This window comes from Roseateles sp. GW821-FHT03B02 (assembly GCF_059421025.1).
In genome coordinates this window covers 398,748-414,177 of the sequence record NZ_JBWKUV010000004.1, presented here as the reverse complement: position 1 = coordinate 414,177, position 15,430 = coordinate 398,748, and the positions used below count along the sequence as shown (strand labels likewise).

Sequence of the window (15,430 nt, the reverse complement as noted above, 5' to 3'; positions counted from 1 at the left end):
CACCGCGGCGGCGGCCCGCGCCTCACCTGAATCGGTGACGGTGCTCAACCCAGGGTGATCGTCCACCGGCTGGTGCTGCCGGGCGCCGGCCGCGGCAGCGCCAATGCGCCCGTGCGATAGGCGTGGGCCCGTCGCTCGCCTGCAAGTTCCCGGCCGGCGTCGTCGCACACGCGCCCGACACCATGGCCGCTCGGGCCGACTTGGTAGGTCAGCTCGAAGCGCAGGTCGGCCAGTTGCAGCTGCACGCTCAGGCCATCCAGCACGGCAGGCATGACGGGGTCCACAACCAGCGCTTCGTGCTCCAGGCGCAGCCCCAGAAGCGAACCGATGACCAGACCCAGCGCGATGCCCGGGCCGCTGGAGTAGATGCGCCAGCCGCCATCCAGCGCCACTTGGCCGGCCAGCGCGCGACCGTAGCGGGTCTGGGCCTCGTAGCGGTCGGCGAAGGCCGCGTCGGAGCTGGAGTAGTAGCAGTTGGCCTGGCGCGGGCTGGCGCTGGGCACGCGCTCGGCCAGCGCAATCGGATGGGCGAGCGTGAGCGCCTGCAGAAAGGCCTCGGCATGCCCCAGGTGGGCCAGCATCTGCGCATAGCGCAGGTGGGCATGCATGTACATGATGCCGATCTCGCGGCCGAAGAAGCTGCTGGTCTCGGCGCGCTGGAACAGCTGCGATGGCCCGCCGCGATAGGGCAGCGGCGCGTCGAACAACCGGGCACCGTCCGGGCCCTTCAGATGCTGCTCGATCAGCGCTGCCTGCGTGGCGGCCTGCTCGGGTGTGAGGAGCTCGTCGATGACGGCATGCATCATCGGCAGCAGGCTGTAGCGCAAGCCGGTGCGCGTGTCGCGCGGATGGATCCACAGCTCGCGTTCGCCTTGCTTGGGATAGCTCTGCGGGAAGAGCGCATAGCCGGCGACGACGTCGTCCTGCACCAACAGGCGCTGGAACTCCGCGCGCACGCCCAGCGCCTCGGCGGCCAGCGCGGCGGCCTCGTCGTGGCGGCCAATGCGGCCGAAGGCGGCGGCCAGCGTGTGCAGCATCTGGTGGTGCAGCGTGACCGTCCAGGCGCTGCACAGTCGCTCGCGCAGCGCCGGGTCGGCGGGCTGCAGCGAATCGTTCCAGTCGCCATGCCAGTAGGCCGCCAGCCCGGTGCCGGGCACCACGCGCTGGCGGATCAGGCCCAGCGCACGCGCGACATGGGCGGCCAGCGTTGCCGTCGCGCCGCCATGCAAGGGCAGCTCCTCGTTCAGCACGGCCGCGTCGCCCGAGGCGATCAGGTACTGGGCCAGGCCGAGCAGCGGCCAGAAGACGATGTCGCCATGCGAGTCGCCGGCGCGGATGCCGGCCTCGCGCTCGAAGAACATGAACCACTGCGGCCAGTCGCCGTCCGGGTTCTGGGCGCTGAACACACGCAGCAGCAGGTCGCGCACAGGCGCGGTCCGGCCCAGGCTCAGCAGCATCTCCAGCGGGCCCTGGCAGACGTCGCGCGTGCCCCAGCCGCCGCCGGAGTATTGCTCCAGGCCGCGCGGCGACAGGTAGTGCACCAGGGCGTTGTGGGCATACCAGGGCAGGATGTCGCGCAGCTGCGCGAGCGCGGGCTGGGCCAGCTGCCATTGCGGCAGCTGCAGGGGCTGGGGCACGGGCGGCCTGGCCTGCAGCAGGTCGCCGCGCAGCGTCAGCGTGAAGGCGCTGGCCGGCGCGAAGTCCAGGCACAGCAACGGCTCGCCGCGGCTCGCGCCGTCGTCGTAGAGCCGGCCGTCGTCGCCAAGGATGTCCAGGCCGGGCGCGTCGATGTCGAAGCCGCCGCCGGGGAAGCGCTGTGCCAGCTCGCTGCCTTGGGGGGGCGTCAGCCGCAGGCGGTCGCCGCTGTGCGCCCACCCAGGCTTGAGCGGCGCGGCGCCGTCGTCGCCGCCCAGCGCGAGGTTGAGCGTGGCACGCAGGCGCACCGGGCCACCCTGCAGCACGCGCAGCGCCAGGCCCATCGCCGCCGGCGTGGCACCGGCCTCGGCGACGACCTCGATGAGGCCGCCGTCGTGCGCGTACAGCCAGCGGCAGCGCTGCGGCTGCATCTCGAAGGCCGAGGGCAGGCCGAGCAGGCGCCAGCCCTGCCCTGCCGATTCAACAAACAGCCGCAGGCCGGCCGTACGGAACAGGCCGAGCAGGCTGCGCTGCGTGGACAGCAGACGGTTGATGCTGACATGCCCCTGGGTCAGCATCGAGTGGAAGACGCCGCCCATCCAGCAGGTCGAAGTGAGCGCGGTCTCGTCGGGCACGAGGTGGTCGCCACTGCGCAGAATGTGACCGTGCGGGCGCTGCACCAGCAGCTCCTTGGCACGCAGCACGACATGGCTGGCCTCGGCGGTGAAGAAGCTCATCAACTGGCCATCCTGCCACTCCTCGTGGCGGCGCTCGCCGGGGAAGAGATGGCGGCGCGCCTCGGCGCCGAGATCCAGGCTGGCCAGCAGCGGCGCGCTGGCGAAAAGACTGGGCGCCGGTGCCTGGCCAGGCGCGTCGAGCGGTTCGCCCGGTTGCGCCTCTGGCAGCACCAGCAGGGCCGGCAGCCCGGCCAGATCGGCCTTGCCGCTGGCCCCGGGGTGGTGGGCCTGCAGAGCTAGGAAGAACCCCGCCGCCAGAGCCTCGCCGGGCGCAAGCGTGACGACCTCGTCCTGCAGCGCAACGACCGAATGCTCTTGCTGCAGGCGCTGGCCCGGCAGCGGCGCAGGTTGCAGCAAACCTTGGCGCGCCGCCTGCCCCCAGATCTGGGCCGCGTCGGTGGCGAAGGACTCGGCGCGGCGCAGCGAGCCGGCCAGCAGCCAGGGGTGCTGGCCGCGCTGGGCCTGGTTCTGGCGCGCGGCCAGCAGCACGCCTCGGGCGCCGTCATGCAGCGGCTGCAGATCGATGTAATGGCTGACGTAGAACTCGTTGGTGCGCACGGCGCCGTAGTCGGCCAGGCCCACGTCCTGCACCAGGACGGGGGCGATGTCGCAGGCCGCGCCCGAGCGGTTCTCGGCCTGCAGGTGCCAGAACAGCACCGGCGTGTCCGCCGCGAGGCGCAGTTGCAGGCGCAGCGCCAGCCCGTCCCAACTGCCGCGCATCTCGAAGCGGCCGTCCCCGGCATGCGCGCTCAGCGGCGACAGCGGCCCGAGCAGCGGCGCCACACGCCAGTCACCACCCGCGTCGCGCCGGCGCAGCCAGACGTTGGCCGGCCCGCCTTCCAGCTCGTTGCCGGGAAAGAGGTTGAGCATCAGGGCCGGCCCGGCCATCAGCCGGCGCAGCGCGCCATGGGACAGCAGCTCGGCTTCGAGGCCGGCGGCGTTGCGGAGCGAATGGACGGTCATGTTTGTCGCTGGGCCAGCAGCCAGGGAAGCAGCCCGGGGTCGTTGTAGGCGGGCGTCCAGGAGTCATGGCCGACGCCGGGGTAGACCGTCAGCGAGGCCGTGCCGCCCGCGGCGCGCAGTGCCTCCACGCAGGCGGAGTGGGGCGCCAGGGGGACGACGCTGTCCTGGTCGCCGTGGTAGGCGCGCACCGGCACGCTGCGCATCACGGCCACCCTGGCAGGGTCGCCGAAGCCACAAACGGGCGCGATGGCGGCGAGGTCGCGCGGATAGGCCGTCGCCCAGTGCCACATGCCAAAGCCACCGAGGGACAGGCCCGTGCCGAGGCAGCGCTGCGGGTCCACATGCAACCGGGCCTTGAGCGCGGCGAGCATCTTGTGCAGCCGTTGGGTGTCCCACCATTCGGCGCTCTGTTCCAGCTGCGGGCTGACGACGATGCAGGGCCAGGCCGCCCCCTGGGCGACGAGCTTGGGCGGGCCGTGCACCCTGACCTTCTCCAGCTCGGTGCCGCGCTCACCGGAGCCGTGCAGAAAGATCAGCAGCGGCCAGCGCTCGCGGCGCTGCGCGTACTCGCGCGGCAGCGCCACCCACATGCGTTCGCCCTCCAGGGCCCAGGGTCGCTGCTCGCCGGCAGCAAGGCCTGCTGGCGGTGTCGGCGGCAGCGCGGCACAGGCACTCAGCAGGGCGGGCGTCGACAACATCAGCTGACGGCGGTTGATCGTCATGGCGTGGGCTCCAGTTGGATGGTCGTGGCACCGGCCGGCAGCGGCAGCTCGCGGCCCTGCCAGGCCAGGCCTGCGGAATCGACGGTAGCGCGCGGCAACCGTTCCGCGCCCGGCCAGGCCAGGCGCAGCTCGCCCGGCAGGCGCTCAGGCGCACGGTCGATATGCAGCGTCCAGCCACCATCGGAACGGCGCAGCAGCCGGTAGTCGAGCCGGCCCCAGGCGGTGGACAGGCCGGTGACGCCGACGTCGCCCGCCGCGCGCCATGCGGCCGGCACGCCGGCGGCGAGCACCAGGCTGCCGGTGGACTCTCGCTCGTAGGCCAGCAGGTCCAGGGCAGAGCGCAGATAGTCGGACGAGATCCAGGCATGCGGCATGTCGCCCAGGAACTGCAACTGGCGCGCATCGGGCAGCACGACCTCGGCCCACTGCTGCCAGCCGGCCGGGCGCTGGTGCCTGAAGAACCAGGCTAGCAGGCGGTGGGCCTCGTCCACGCGCCCCAGCCGCACCAGCGCGCTGATGTTGCGCAGCTCGTAAGGCGTGTAGTCCTTCCAGGCCTTGCGGCCGGTGATGCGCGCGTCAGCATCGGCCAGGTAGCGGTCGAAGGTGGCGCGCAGCAGCTCGGGCGGCAGCTTGTCGGCCTGGGCCGGGTTCAGCGCCATCGTCGTGGAGGTCGCGTCGAAGTCGCCGCGGTCGGCGGCACCGGCGATGTGGTCCAGCCGGTAGTGCTGCGCGGTCGCAGTGATGGAGGCGCCGAGGTCGGCCTCGAACTCGTCCCGCGACACGGCCCAGCGCACGGCATCCGCGGTGTGGCCCAGGGTCCGGGCGATCTGCACGGCGTCCTTGTAGCCGCGCAGGGCCCAAAAGTCGTCCCAGTAGGCATAGGCCGGTTTGTCGCTGTAGCCCTCGTGGCTGATGGAGGGCGGCATCAAGCCGTTGAATCTCGGATCGGCACCGGGTTTTCGCTCACTCAGGCGCAGGCCTTCCATCCAGGCGACGACGCGCTGCACCCGAGGCCAGTGGCGTTCCAGCAGCGTGCGGTCCTGGGTATGGCGCCACAGCTCGGCGACGGCGAACAGGTATTGGCCATGGCTGTCGTTCTCGACGACGGGGTCGGCACCGCGCTGGTCCACGCAGCATGGCACCTTGCCGGATTCGAAGATGTAGCTGCCGAACCAGTCGACGAACTCCCGCGCCGCCTGCAACTCCCCCATGCGCACGAGTCCGGCCACCATCATGGCGCCGTCGCGCACCCAGGAACGGGCGTAGGAGCGGGTGCCGGGCCGCAGGGCCGGGCCGTCGCGCGACATCAGGATCTGGGCCAGCGCGCTGCGCATGGTGTCGGCGATCGGCCGGGCCTGAGGCGGCAGGTTCAACTCAAGCGCACCAAGGCGATCGCGCCATTGCGCGGCAGCGACGGCGAGGCGGGTGTCGAGGGCGGCGGCGTCGCCGCCCGTCACCCAGCCCAGGCGGCGTGCCTCGCCGGGCGCGAGATGGATGTCAAAGCGCATCAGCGCCGAGGGCAGGCTTTCGCTGTCCGTGAGCCGGGTCAGCAGGGGTGCCTGCAGCAACGTCGCCAGGCCAGGCCCGCTGTGCCATGGCGCAGCGCGGACTTCGGTGGGCGTCTCGCGGGGCTTGATGGTCAAGGCCGCCGCGGCCAACCGGCCCTCGGCCCAGGTCAGCGCGGGCAGCGGGCTGATGCCGCCCTGCGTCGACAGGAATTGCTGCGGCGGGTTGACCTGCCAGGGACGCAGCGCCAGCAGCAGCGCGTAGTGCTGCGCCTTGCCCGTCGGGTTGCGCAGCGTGTAGCGGACCAGCAGTTGCGGGGCCTTGGCCGGCCCGTCGGCAGCGGCTTCTACTCGCAGCTCGACATCGGCATGCCGCCATTGCACGACGGGCAGCGCCTGCTCGACGAGGCTGGGCTCGCTACGCACCTGAGTCCAGGTCACGAGACGACCGTCATCCAGCCTGACCGCTGGCTCGATGCTGGGCCCGCCGCGCGTCAGCTCGACGGCGCCGTCCTCGCTGACCAGGCCCGAACGCTGCGCACCGCCGTCCACTCCGACGACGGTCCAGTAGTTCTGCTCGCCGAGGAACGCACGCGGCAGGTCGCCACGGGGCAGAGCCCTGGCCAGCTCCGCAACGGCGGCATTGCGGTCCGGCCATCGGGCCGCGTCACGCAGTTCCACCTCGGGCGGCTTCCTGCCCTCATGGCGCAGGCGAATCCAGCGCCATTCCTGTTCGCCGAGAAAAAGCGCCCGGCCGGGCTGGCTGGACAGCAGCTTCCAGCGCCGGTTGTCGTCCGACACCTCGACGCGCGTGGCCCCGCCCGTGGCAAACCAAAGCCCGTTGAACTCGCGCAGGCGCTGGAAGTCCAGCGTCAATTCACCGCCGCCGAGCTTGCGTCGCGGTTCAGGCCAGGTCTCGGGCGCCGGCTCGCGCGGCTCCATGGCCAGCGCGCCGACACAGAGTGCCCCCGCACCACCGCCCTGCTGGCCCGCAACGACGACAAACTCGATGAACCGGCTGCGCTTGAGCACACGGTCCTGGGTCGGACCCCAGGCGAAGGCAACGTGGCGACGCTTGAAGCGCGTCTCGGTCAGCGTGTCGGGCAGGACCAGGGCCGGGCGGTTGATCCACCACACGTTGTCGCCGCTCGAGTCGACCAACTTGATCTGCACGTCGTTGCCCTGGCCATTGCCCTTGAACCGGGGCGTCAGCGCGAAGTCGGCCGGCCAGTCGACTGGCAGCTCGCGGCGCATGACGGCATAGCCAGAAACACCGGCGAAGTCGTAGTCCAGGCAGAGGCTGTCGTCCCTGGTGTCGCGACGCAAGACCGCCTTGACCTGGTCGGAAGCGGTGGCCTTCCAGGCGCCAGCGTCCTTCATGTCGTCGAGCACGGCGGCGCCGGCGCACTGGACGGCCAGCAGGAGGGCGCAAGACAGCAGCTGCTTCACTTCACGCTTCCCATCAGCAGGCCCTGCATGTAATAGCGCTGCAGGGCGACGAACAGGCCCAGCACCGGCAGCACCGTGATGACGGCGCCGGCCATCATCAACTCGCTGTCCTGCACATGCTCGCGGGACAAGGCCGCCAGCGCCACCGGCAGCGTGTGCATGTCGCCATCGGTCAACACGATCAGCGGCCACATGAAATCGTTCCAGCTGCCGAGGAAGGCGAATACGGCCAGCGTGACCAGCACCGGCTTGAGCGTCGGCAGCACGACGCTCCAAAAGATGCGCCATTCGCCGGCACCGTCGATGCGGGCGGCCTCGATGAGTTCGTCCGGCACGCCACGCGCGTACTGGCGCACGAGGAAGATGCCGAAGATGCCGGCCATGCTCGGGATGAGCACGCCCATCCAGGTATTCACAAGCCCCAGGCCCTTGAGCATCAGGAACAGCGGCAGCATGGCGACCTGGCCGGGGATGACCAGGGCCGCGATCAGCAGGCCGAAGAAGCGCTCTCGGTGGCGAAAGCGCAGCTTGGCGAAGGCATAGCCCGCCAGCGTGTTGAAGCTGACCGAGACCCAGGTGCTGACCACCGCCAGGCCCAGGCTGTTGACGAAGGCGCGCTTGAGGCCGCCATCGCCCAGCAGCTGCTGGTAGTGGGCCAGCGTCGGGTGCCGCGGGATCAGCGGCGGCGGCAGGCTCTGGGCTGTGCCTGCCGGCATCAGCGACACGCAGACCATCCACACCAGCGGGAAGGCTGCCAGCGCAGCGAAGGCCCACAGCAGGCCGTTGACAACAAGGGCTCTGGGCTTCATGCGCCCTCCCCCGTCAGCCGGCGCTGCAGCGAGATCAGTCCCTTGCTGACCACCACGATGATGACGAAGAGGACAAAGGCCACGGCCGAGGCCAGGCCCAGGTTCCACCACTTGAAGCCTTCCTCGTACATCAGGTAGAGCACGCTGACCGTGCTCTGCAGCGGCCCCCCCTGGGTCATCACATAGGGCTCGGCGAAGAGCTGGAAGTAGCCGGCCGTGGTGAGGATGCTGACCATCAGCAGCGTCGGCGCGATGCTGGCCAGCGTGATGTAGCGGAACTGCGCCCAGCTGCGTGCGCCGTCCAGTCGCGCGGCTTCGTAGAGATCCTGCGGCACGGCCTGCAGCGCGGCGATGAAGATGATCATGTTGCCGCCGAAGTTCTTCCAGGCCGCGAAGAGGATGATGGTGGGCATCGACCAGTGCGGGTCGCCCAGCCAGTCCACCGGGTCCAGGCCCAGCGACTGCAGCGTGTGGTTCACGAGGCCGTACTTGACGTGAAAGAGATAGCGCCAGATGACGGCGACCGCGACCAGCGTCGTCACCACCGGCGCGAACAGGGCGGTGCGCAGCAGCGGCTTGAAGCGAACGAATTTGGACTGCAGCAGCACCGCCGCGGCCAGCGACACGCCGATGGACAGCGGCACACCCAACACGACGAAGTAGACCGTGTTTCCCAGGGCCTTCCAGAACAGCGGCAGGCTGAGCACATGGACATAGTTGTCCAGGCCTTGCCAGCGCAGATTGCGCAGGTCGGCCAGGGCATAGATGTCGAAGTCCGTCAGGCTCAGCAGCAGGCCGGCGAAGACGGGCACGCCGAAGAAAAGCGCGATGACGATCAGCGCTGGGGCGGCGAAGGCCCAGGCGGCGAGGGACTCCCGACCGGCGCGCTTCACGAGACCTTCCTGTCCAGCATCCAGCGCCGCTTTTCGAGGATGCCGTCAACGAGGGCATCGAGCTTGCGCACCGTCGTGTCGAGATCGGTCACGCCATGCACCGCGCGCGTGGCAGCGAGCTGCATCTCCTTTTCGACGCGCTCCCACTCCGGCACGGCCGGCGCCGCACGCACGCGTTGCAACTGGCGGTGGAAGGCGGCGGCGTGGCGGTCCTCGGCCAGCGTGGCGCCGTTCAGCGGCAAGGCCCAGGCACTGCGCCGCGCCGGAAGGTCGCCGGTAAGGCGATAGAACTCGAGTTGCACGTCGGGCCGGCTCAGGTAGCTGATCAGCGCCCAGGCTTCCGCCTTGTGACGCGAGCGCCTGAACACGGCAAGGCTGGCACCGCCGGCGGTGGACATGCCAGGCCCGTTCGGGCCGGGCAACTCGGCGGTGGTCCACGCGTGGGCCAGTTCGGGTGGCAGACGGCGCTTGAATTCGCCGATGTCCCAGGGCCCCGACAGGTAGAAGGCGAAATGCCCGCGGCCGAACTCATGCCACAGGTTGCCGATCTGCACCTCGCTGACGCCGGGCGCCTCGCCGCGCTGGAAGCGCTCCAGGTAGAAGGCCAGGGCCTTGCGGAAACCCGGGCCCGAGAAGTTGCCGTAGCGGCCACCGTCGCGCAGCACCTCGCCCGGCTGCTGCAGGGCCAGGGCCAGCAGCGGCGCGGACTCGTTGGTGGGCAGCAAGATGGGCTTGTCCATGCCGCGTTCGCGCAACCGGGCCAGCGTGGCACGCCAGTCGTCCCAGCTCACCGGCATGGACGGGATGCCGGCCTGCGCCAGCAGGTCCTGGCGCACGAACATCAGCCGCGTGTCGACGTACCAAGGCAGGCCCACGCGCTGCCCCGCGGGGGCGTTGGTAGCCCAGATGCCGTCGAAGTAATCGCCGGCGCCCAGCGCCGGCGTGCGCGCCAGCCAGGGCTCCAGCGGCTCCAGCGCACCCAGGGCCTGCATTTCGGGCAGCCAGGTGTTGCCGACCTGGGCCAGGTCGGGCGTGGCGTCGCCGGCAAAGGCAGTCAGCAGCTTCTCGTGCGCGGCCGTCCAGGGCAGCTGCTCGACCTTCACGCGCACGCCGGGGTGCTCGCGCTCGAAGGCGGGCATCAGCTCGGCTACGACCTCGCTCTCGCGGCCCATGGCCCAGAAGCGCAGCGTGGTCGTGCCGTCGTCGCGCGCGCAGCCCGTGAGCGCCGCGGCGGCGGTGGCCGTGAGCAGGTCGCGGCGTTTCATCTCAGCCGATCCAGCCCCCGGTGAAGCCGGCACGCTTCAGGCCTCTGACCAGATGGGCGTTCTTGCGCATGGCCTGCCAGATCAACTCGCCTCGGTGGTTGCCCATCATGGCCAGCAGCGGTCCCTGGTCGATACCCAGCATGTCGGTGTCCACCCAGCCCTTGCCGGGCTCGATGCGGCCATGCGTGAGCTTGACGTCGCGGTCGTTGAAGCTGGGGTTGAAGGCATCCCAGAAGCCGTAGCGGCCCCAGGCGTGGGGATAGCGTTGCTTGATGGCCATCAGCGCGGGGATGACGATCTCCGGCGCGAAGGCGATGGAGCTGCCGGCCGCGTATGGCGCCAACGTGCCATCGTCGTACAGGCCCATGCCGCGGCCGGCATAGCTGATGAAACGGCGCGGCTCGGTCTTGCCGGCGGTCGTCGTGTAGGGCAGCGTGACGTCGGCCGGGCCGTCGCTGGCGCTGACACCCCAGACCTCGGCGTCGTAGCCCTGCCAGCCCAGCGGGTTGGCCTTGGCATAGGCCTGCTGGGCGTAGGTGGCGCGGCGCGAGTTCTCGAAATAGTCGAAGCCCTTGGCCGCCATGTAGCGGTCGCGGATGCCGCGGAAGTCCACCCAGCAGTGCGTGAACTGGTGGCCGAACAGCGGCGGGAAGCGTAGCAAGGTCTGGCCGTAGCTCTCGCCCCAGCTGTGCGCGTCGTAGGTGCTGAGCCAGGCGTCGTAAGCCTCAGGAAGCACCGGCCGTGTGGGTGAACCCAGGGCCAGCAGATAGACCATCATGGCCTCGTTGTAGCCCTTCCAGTCGGAGGCGATGAAGCCGGCCTCGGGCGTCCAGCCATGGCTGATGGAGGGCGGGCGCACCTGCGCCCAGGCCCAGTCGACACGGCCATAGAGCTCGTCCACCAGCCTGCGGATGACGGCCTCGTCGGCATGCTCGCCGTCGAAGAAGCTCTGTGCATGCAGGGCGCCCATCAGCAGCAGGGCGGTGTCGACGGTGGAAAGCTCGCACTGGGCGAAGCGCAGGCCTTCCTTCATGTCGAGGAAGTGATAGAAAAAGCCCTTGTGGCCGGCCACGCCGCGCGCCTGCGGGCCTTGCGGCAGGCCGGCGAAGAAGCGCAGTGTGGTCAACGTGCGTTCGCGCGCCTGGGCCCGGGTGATGTAGCCGCGCGCCACGCCGATGGGATAGGCGCTGAGCGCGAAGCCGACCGCCGCGATGCTGGCGAACGAAGGCGTCGGCCAGCGGTCGGGCGCGAGGCCCGTCTTCGCATCGGTCGTCTCCCAGAAGAAGTCGAAGGTGCGGCGTTCGAGGTCGGCCAAGAAGGCGTCGGCGGCCAGTGCAGCCGCCTGGCTGGGCAGGGCAGCAGCCAGCGCGAAGCCGGCGCCGTGCAACAGCAGGGCACGTCGGGTCAGCAAGTCCATGGTGGTGTCGATTGTGGGAGCGCGCCGCGCTCCCACGTTTCAGGGCAGCGTCAGAACGAGTAGCTCGCGGTGAGCTTCACCGTGCGCGCCGGGTCCTTCACGCTGTTGGGCGTGCCGACGTTGAGGTTGTCGCCGCCGTACTTGTTGGCCTTCTGGCCGGGCGCCACCGGGCCGCCGCCCCAGTCGTCAAGACCGTCGTAGTTGGTCGTGTTGAACAGGTTGATGATGTCCATGCGCAGGCTGACGCGATGCGGGCCGAACTGCATGGCCTTGGCGATGCCGACATCGATCTGGCGGAACACCGGGCCGTCGCCCTCGACGCTCACGCACTTGTCCCAGCCAGCGGCGCAGGACGTGACGCGGCGCGGCGCGCCGCTGGCCCAGGTGGCCTTGCCCGACAGCGACATGTCCCAGGGCAACAGACGGTCGACGACGCCGGCGGCCACGAGGCGGTGCTTGCTGACGTCGGCCGAGGGGTTCCAGCCGTGGGTGCTGCGACCATAGGTCCAGTCGAAGATGTCGTTCTTCCACTCCTTGTGCGTGGTCTTCGCATCGCTGTAGGTGTAGGCGATGTTGACCGCCCAGCCGGAGGCCGACGTGTAGGGCTTGGCGGCGCTGACGAGCACGGCGTTGGTCTTGGTCTCGCCGACCGAGTCGCCCAGGATCAGCGTGCCATAGCCGTTGGGCCCGCCCCAAAGCGGGTCGATGGGGCTCTGAGTGGCCCAGCCGCCGTTAGCGTCGCGGTTGCCGCCGAACCAGACGAACTGGTTCTTGGCCTTCACCTGGCTTAGCGCGATCTCGGCGTTCCAGGCGCCCAGGGCCTGGCGCAGGCCGATGCTGAACTGGTCGGCGAAGGGCAGCTTGACCTTGTTGTTGATCAGCCAGATCTCGCCGCCGGGCTGCTTGTTTTTCTGCAGTTCGTCCAGCGCGTGGTTGGCCATGGTGCGGTCATAGCTGCGGCCCCAGCCACCGAAGAGCACGGACATGCGGTCGCCGAACAGGTCGTAGGACGCGCCCAGGCGCGGTGCGAAGGCGCCCTTGTAGGCGCGGCGCGAGCCGCCGGTGCTGATGTAGTCATCGATGTTGACGCCGCCCTTGGCGAGGGACTGCGCATAGGTCTGGCCGGCCGGCGGCGTCAGGCCCCAGCGCGGCACGTCCAGCGCGCGCAGCGCGGTGACGCGGTCGGCCGGCGTGACGTAGTCGTTGTTCAGCATGTTGGACTCGTAGTCCCAGCGGATGCCCAGGTTGAGCTCGAGCTGCTTGCTCAGCGCCCAGTCGTCCTGCAGGTAGAGGCCGAACTGCTTGTTGTTGAAGTTGACGTCCACGCTCTGCAGCGCGCGGTCGATCTTGCACTGGTCGCTGTTGCTGCCGCCGTTGGTGACGTTGGTGCCGGTGCAGGCCGTACCGTCGTAGTAGAGGTTGCCAGTGGTGCGGTCGATCAGGGCCTCAACGACATCAACGCTGCGCGAGGTGCCGCCGAGCTCGTACTTCATGGCCTTGAGCTTGGCGCCGACCTTGAGCACATGGCCGGCGATGCCGGTGTAAGTGAGGTCCTCGCCAACGTAGAGGCCCTTCTGCTTGCGGTTCTGCGCATCGGGCGAGCCGCCGCCGAAGATGACGTCGTCCGCTGCGCTCAGCACCTGGGCCGGGCTGTTGCCGACCTTGTACTTGATGAAGGCCGAGCTGACGGCGGCGTGCGGGTTCCAGGTGTAGTCCTCGTAGCCGGTGCGCGCCTCGCTCAGCCAGGGGCCGCGCGCCCACTCGTGCTTGAGATCGATGCGGGTCTCGTCGTTCTTGCGCTCCTTGTCGTTGCCAGGCAGGCTGAGATCGCGGTTCTCAGCCACGCGGTCCTTCTCGCGGCGCAGCCGGGCCGAGATGCTCAGGCGCTGCTCGTCGTCGATGTTGATGTCGAGCTTGCCGAACAGCAGGTGTTCCTTGAAGTTGTCGACCTGGTTGCCCTGGGCCGCCACCAGGCCCGGCACGACGCCAGCGCTGGGCAGCTTGTCGCGGTTGCGCAGCACGATCTGGCGCGAGTCGTCGATGCTCTTGCCGTCGTAGGCGAAGAAGAAATGCGCCTGGTCCAGCTTGATGGGGCCGCCGACGCTGAAGCCGTATTCGTTCTTGCTCGATGGCGGACGCGGCACACCGGCGGCCTCGCGCTGTTGCTCGTAGATCGTCATCGCACGCCAGTTGGTGCCGGTGCGGTCGCCGTAGGCGTCGAAGTGGAGCTGGTTGCTGCCCGAGCGTGTAATGGCCGTGATGGCGGCGCTGCTGACCTGGTCGAACTCGGCCTTGTAGTTCTGCGTGATGACCTTGTATTCGGCAATGGCCGATTGCGGGAACGGGTTGCCGCGCGAGGTCTCCTGGCCCGAGAGGCCGCCGCGCAGGATGTTGTTCTTCTGGCCCACGCCGTCGATGAAGACGTTTACATGGTCAAAGTTTTGAGCGCCAGCCTGCACCGAGGTATAGCCGTTGCCGTCGGACTGGTAGGCCACGCCGGGGGCGAGGTCGATGGCACTGAGGAAGTTACGCGTCGTCTGCGGCAGGCTCTCCAGCATCTTGGCGGAGACGTTGGTGCCCATCTGCGAGTCGCGCACCCCCTGGCGCTGCGCGGTGCCGAGGATGGTGACGGTGCCGAGGTTGGTGGTGGTGCCCAGCTGCAGGTCCAGCGAGGCGGTCTCGCCGACGGCCAGCGTGACACGCTCCGACTTGGCGTTGCCGACGCGGATCTCGTAGCTGCCCGGCGCCAGGCCCAGCAGCGTGTAGCTGCCGTCGGCCAGGGTCTGCGCGCGGTAGGTGGCGCCATTGGCCAGGTTGACGGCGACGACGGTCAGGCCGGCGCGCTGCTCGCCCTGGACCGCGCCCTTGATGGTGGCCGTGCTGACCTGGGCCGACGCGGCACCGGCCAGCGCGAGGAAGACGGCGGTGGTGATCGCTGAGTGAAGGGCGTGACGGCGCCAGGGCTTGCGGTTCGAAATCGTGCTCATGTCCATGTCTCCTGTGTTGTGCTGTGATGAGGACGGGATCAGGTCTTTGCCGCGCCGCAGGAACTGCGCACGACGAGTTGCACCGGCATGACGGTGGTGTTCGCCTCTGCCGCGTCGCGGTCCAGGGCTTGGGCCAGCGCTTCGAGGGCCTGACCGCCCATGGCGGCGATGGGCACGCGCATGGTGGTCAGGGCGGGGGACACATAGCGGGCGACGGGAATGTCGTCGAAGCCCGCCAGCGCCACGTCTTGCGGCACACGCACGCCGCCGGCCTGCAAGGCGCCGAGCAGGCCGATGGCCATGATGTCGTTGGCGGCGAAGACGGCATCGGGCCGCTCGGCGGTAGGCAGGGCCAGCAGGGCCGCCGCGGCGCGCTGACCGGCGGATTCGGAGAAGTCGCCGGCCAGCAACCAGGGCTCGGCTGCTGCGCCCAGGCCGGCGCGGTAGCCGCGCTCGCGCTCGCGCGCCTCGAAGTTGGCCGCCGGGCCGCCGAGGAAGGCGATGCGGCGGCGGCCGCTGCACACGAGGTGCTCGGTCATCGCGCGCGCGCCGCCGAAGTTGTCGACGGCGAAGACGGGCTGGGTCGGCTTCTTCACGCCGGAGTTCAACAGCACGGCCGGCAGGTTGGGCGGCAGGTTCTGCGACAGGAAATCGTCGTCGGCGTGCGGCGACATGACGAGCAGGCCGTCGACGCGGCCATTCATGGCCCGCAGCGCGGCGGCAGCCTCGTCGGCGTCGTCGTGGGAGCTTGACAGCAGCAGGTGCAGGCCGCGCGCGCGGGCGGCCTGGTCGATGCCGCGGATGAGTTCAGAGAAGAATTCGCCGTGCAGGTCGGGCAGCAGAGCGCCGACGGTGTCGGTGCGGCGCGTGATGAGGCTGCGCGCGGCACCGGACGGGCTGTAGCGCAACTCGCGGGCGACCTCGACGATGCGCTGGCGGGTGTCGGGCAGCACGTTCTCGGCGCCGTTCAGCGCGCGCGACACGGTGGCCACCGAGACACCCGCGACACGGGCGACATCCTTGATCGTGGCGGGGGTGACACTCATCA

9 protein-coding genes are annotated in these 15,430 nt (G+C 69.8%); all 9 read right to left on the bottom strand.

Going from position 1 to position 15,430, the window contains the following annotated elements; genetic code table 11:
- Positions 1–44: 44 nt before the first annotated feature.
- Genes AC07VX_RS14210 through AC07VX_RS14170 form a run of 9 tightly spaced genes read right to left on the bottom strand, consistent with a single transcriptional unit; the run spans position 45 to position 15,428 of the window.
- Positions 45–3,335, bottom strand: a complete 3,291-nt coding sequence (locus AC07VX_RS14210; RefSeq protein ID WP_493165373.1) for a hypothetical protein — start codon at positions 3,333–3,335, stop codon at positions 45–47.
- Positions 3,332–4,057, bottom strand: coding sequence for a carboxylesterase family protein (locus tag AC07VX_RS14205; RefSeq protein ID WP_493165372.1), 726 nt, complete (start codon positions 4,055–4,057; stop codon positions 3,332–3,334). Before AC07VX_RS14205 ends, AC07VX_RS14210 begins: the two co-directional genes overlap by 4 nt.
- Positions 4,054–7,011: a glucosidase family protein gene (locus AC07VX_RS14200; RefSeq protein WP_493165371.1), complete on the bottom strand. Its 2,958-nt coding sequence runs from the start codon at positions 7,009–7,011 to the stop codon at positions 4,054–4,056. The genes AC07VX_RS14205 and AC07VX_RS14200 overlap by 4 nt, the downstream gene beginning before the upstream one ends.
- A complete protein-coding gene (locus AC07VX_RS14195) occupies positions 7,008–7,820 on the bottom strand; it encodes a carbohydrate ABC transporter permease (RefSeq protein ID WP_493165370.1) in 813 nt (270 codons plus the stop codon). Before AC07VX_RS14195 ends, AC07VX_RS14200 begins: the two co-directional genes overlap by 4 nt.
- A complete protein-coding gene (locus AC07VX_RS14190) occupies positions 7,817–8,713 on the bottom strand; it encodes a carbohydrate ABC transporter permease (RefSeq protein ID WP_493165369.1) in 897 nt (298 codons plus the stop codon). Before AC07VX_RS14190 ends, AC07VX_RS14195 begins: the two co-directional genes overlap by 4 nt.
- Positions 8,710–9,978 (bottom strand): sugar ABC transporter substrate-binding protein, encoded by a 1,269-nt coding sequence (locus AC07VX_RS14185; protein WP_493165368.1) that lies wholly within the window; start codon positions 9,976–9,978, stop codon positions 8,710–8,712. The genes AC07VX_RS14190 and AC07VX_RS14185 overlap by 4 nt, the downstream gene beginning before the upstream one ends.
- Before the next feature lies 1 nt (position 9,979).
- Positions 9,980–11,395, bottom strand: a complete 1,416-nt coding sequence (locus AC07VX_RS14180) for a glucoamylase family protein (RefSeq protein WP_493165367.1) — start codon at positions 11,393–11,395, stop codon at positions 9,980–9,982.
- Positions 11,396–11,445: 50 nt separating this feature from the next.
- Positions 11,446–14,382, bottom strand: coding sequence for a TonB-dependent receptor (locus AC07VX_RS14175; protein WP_493165366.1), 2,937 nt, complete (start codon positions 14,380–14,382; stop codon positions 11,446–11,448).
- 38 nt (positions 14,383–14,420) lie between these two features.
- Complete coding sequence (locus tag AC07VX_RS14170; RefSeq protein ID WP_493165365.1) at positions 14,421–15,428, bottom strand: LacI family DNA-binding transcriptional regulator; 1,008 nt, start codon at positions 15,426–15,428, stop codon at positions 14,421–14,423.
- Positions 15,429–15,430 lie beyond the last annotated feature (2 nt).